4 protein-coding genes are annotated in these 2,585 nt (G+C 62.0%); 2 read left to right on the top strand and 2 right to left on the bottom strand.

The annotated features are described in order from the left end of the window. Nucleotides 1–380: CoA transferase (locus KDH09_15480; protein ID MCB0221098.1), on the bottom strand; the 380-nt coding region annotated here is incomplete at its 3' end. A 12-nt stretch (nt 381–392) separates the two neighbouring features. Beyond that, nucleotides 393–737: an SCP2 sterol-binding domain-containing protein gene (locus tag KDH09_15475; GenBank protein MCB0221097.1), complete on the bottom strand. Its 345-nt coding sequence runs from the start codon at nt 735–737 to the stop codon at nt 393–395. Nucleotides 738–923: 186 nt separating this feature from the next. Here KDH09_15475 and KDH09_15470 point away from each other — a divergent pair, with 186 nt between their 5' ends. Further along, the gene (locus KDH09_15470) at nt 924–1,790 is read left to right on the top strand and encodes a carbon-nitrogen hydrolase (protein ID MCB0221096.1); all 867 of its coding nucleotides are present in this window, start codon (nt 924–926) and stop codon (nt 1,788–1,790) included. Between the two features lie 34 nt (nt 1,791–1,824). Continuing rightward, nucleotides 1,825–2,585, top strand: a 761-nt coding sequence (locus tag KDH09_15465) for an agmatine deiminase family protein (GenBank protein MCB0221095.1), incomplete at its 3' end; no start/stop codon positions are given.

The following is a 2,585-nucleotide window of genomic DNA, read 5'->3' as shown; positions in this document are numbered from 1 at the left end:
TAGCCGCTGATGCAGCAATAGATGAGCTTCTTGTTTTCTTTTTTGAGCGTCTCGTATCCCACGCCCAGCTTGTCCATCACCCCGGGGCGGAAGGACTCCACCAGAATGTCGGCCTCGCGCACCAGGCGCTTCAAAAGCTCGACGCCTTCGGGCTTTTTCAGGTTGAGCTTGATCGAGCGCTTGCCGCGGTTGAGGAAATGGAACATGCCGCCCTGGCCGTCGGGGGCCACCGGCGGCGAGACGCGCGCGTAATCGCCGCCCGCCATGTCCTCGACTTTCACCACCTGCGCGCCCAGGTCCGAGAGCATCAGGGTGCAGAAGGGGCCCGGCAGCAGGCGGGTCAGATCGAGCACCCGAATTCCATTGAGAGGTCCGCTCATTGCAAATACTCCTTACTCGCGCGGCGCGCCGCCGCCGAGAATTTCGCCCAGTTTGAATGCCAGCGACCAGTCGCCGGTGATGTTCATCCGGCCCGACATGAAGGCCGCCTGCGGGTCGAGCTTGCCGTTGTTCATGTCGAGGAAATCGGCGGTGCTCATCATGATGACGCAACCGGCGTCCTCGTCCCCTTCGGTAACGCCGGGGGCGTCCCGCAGGTTCACCATCCACACGCCGCCGCCCTCGCCTGTGATGACGAATTTGAAGACGGCATCGACCCGGGCCGCACGCTCGGGATCGGCTGCGATGCCGTTCTGGATGCGTTTTTCGAAAATCTCACGCGGATCGGAAAATGCCATGGTCGCGCAGGGTCCTGGTTCTGGAATCTGGTGCAGTCGTTGATTGAGCAATCAATCAAAAGATGCCGGGCGACCGTAGCTCTCCGGCGCTCGGGGTGTCAAGGTGCTGTAATCGCCGCGAAAAGCCGCTATAAGCGTAGTTCAGCGGGGGCTCCGCCTACTGAGCCGTCGCAAGGAGGGCCGCCCATGAGCGCCGTAAAAATTGCGCTGGTTCAGATGTCGTGCTCGGAAGATCCAGCCGCGAACCTCGACAAGGCGCTCGCCCGCACGCGCGAGGCGGCCTCCAAAGGTGCGCAGATCATCGGCCTACAGGAGCTCTTTCGCTCGCAGTATTTCTGCCACGAGGAAGACCCCAGGCACTTCGACCTGGCCGAGCCCATCCCGGGCCCCACGACAAAGGCTTTCTCGAAACTCGCGCAGGAAACAAAGACCGTCATCATTTGTCCGCTCTTCGAGCGTCGCACTGGCGGGCTCTACCACAACACCGTCGCGGTCATCGATGCCGACGGCACCGTGCTGGGAAAGTATCGCAAGATGCACATCCCCCACGATCCGCATTTTTATGAAAAGTACTACTTCACGCCCGGCGATCTTGGATTTCGCGTCTTCGAAACGCAGCACGGGCGCATCGCTTCGCTCATCTGCTGGGACCAGTGGTTTCCCGAGGGCGCGCGCCTTGCCGCACTCGCCGGTGCGCAGATTCTCTACTACCCCACGGCAATTGGCTGGCTGAAAGGCGAGAGCGACGAAGACCGTCGCGGCATGCGCGATGCCTGGCAGACGGTCCAGCGCTCCCACGCAATCACCAACGGCCTGTTTGTCGCCGCGGCCAACCGCGTGGGAATCGAACACGAAATCGAGTTCTGGGGAAACAGCTTCATCGTCGACCCGATGGGCCGCTTTCTGGCGCGCGGCGCCGAGGGCGAGGAAATTCTCTACGCCGAGTGCGATTTCAAACAGATTGAAGCCACCCGCCGCGCCTGGCCCTTCCTGCGCGACCGGCGCATCGATGCCTACGGCGGACTTACGCGCCGTTACCTCGACGAAGACTGAACACCCCCTATTCTCAAGCGAGAACCAATCCACCATGAGTGAGAGTTTGAGCCTTTCCGCACAGGGCTGGCGCATGCCGGCCGAGTGGGAGCCCCATGAAGCCACGTGGCTTTCGTGGCCGCACAATCCGAAAACCTGGCCTGGACGCGATTTCACCGTTATCGAGGACATTTGGGCGCAGATGGCCGCCGCGCTGGCGCCGGGAGAAATCGTGAACATCCTGGCGAGCGAGCGCCTGCACGAGCGCGTGCACAAGGCGCTCTCCAGACGCAGCGTTCCCGAGGACCGCATTCGCCTGCACGACGTGCCAACCAACGACGTGTGGGCGCGCGATCACGGCCCGATTTTTTTGGTGCGCGACGAGAACGGCACGCGCGAGCGACTCATTCTCAACTGGGACTACAACGCCTGGGGCGGCAAGTTCCCCCCCTGGGACGATGACAACCGTGTGCCGGCCCGCGTCTCGGAGATCACCGGCATTGCTCACGTTACGCCCGGCATGATTCTCGAAGGCGGAAGCATCGACGTGAATGGACGCGGCTGTTTGCTCACCACCGAGCAGTGCCTGCTCAACAAGAACCGCAATCCCTCCCTCACGCGGGAGCAGATCGAGCAACGTCTGCGCGACCACCTTGGAGCAACGAACATACTGTGGCTCCATGACGGGCTGGAGGGCGACGACACCGATGGCCATGTCGATGACATCACACGTTTCGTTTCCGAGCGCGTGATCGTGACGACGATGTGCGAGGACACAAACGACGCCAACCACGTGGTGCTTCTCGAAAATCGCAG

This window comes from Chrysiogenia bacterium, from assembly GCA_020434085.1.
Classification (GTDB): domain Bacteria; phylum JAGRBM01; class JAGRBM01; order JAGRBM01; family JAGRBM01; genus JAGRBM01.
Note: the sequence above shows the minus strand (reverse complement) of the source record. Positions and strands in the feature narration are given on the sequence as shown.

Excerpts from the sequence above, each read along its gene's own strand:
- KDH09_15475 (MCB0221097.1), bottom strand. The coding sequence starts at position 737 with ATGGCATTTTCCGATCCGCGTGAGATTTTCGAAAAACGCATCCAGAAC.
- KDH09_15470 (MCB0221096.1), top strand. The coding sequence starts at position 924 with ATGAGCGCCGTAAAAATTGCGCTGGTTCAGATGTCGTGCTCGGAAGAT.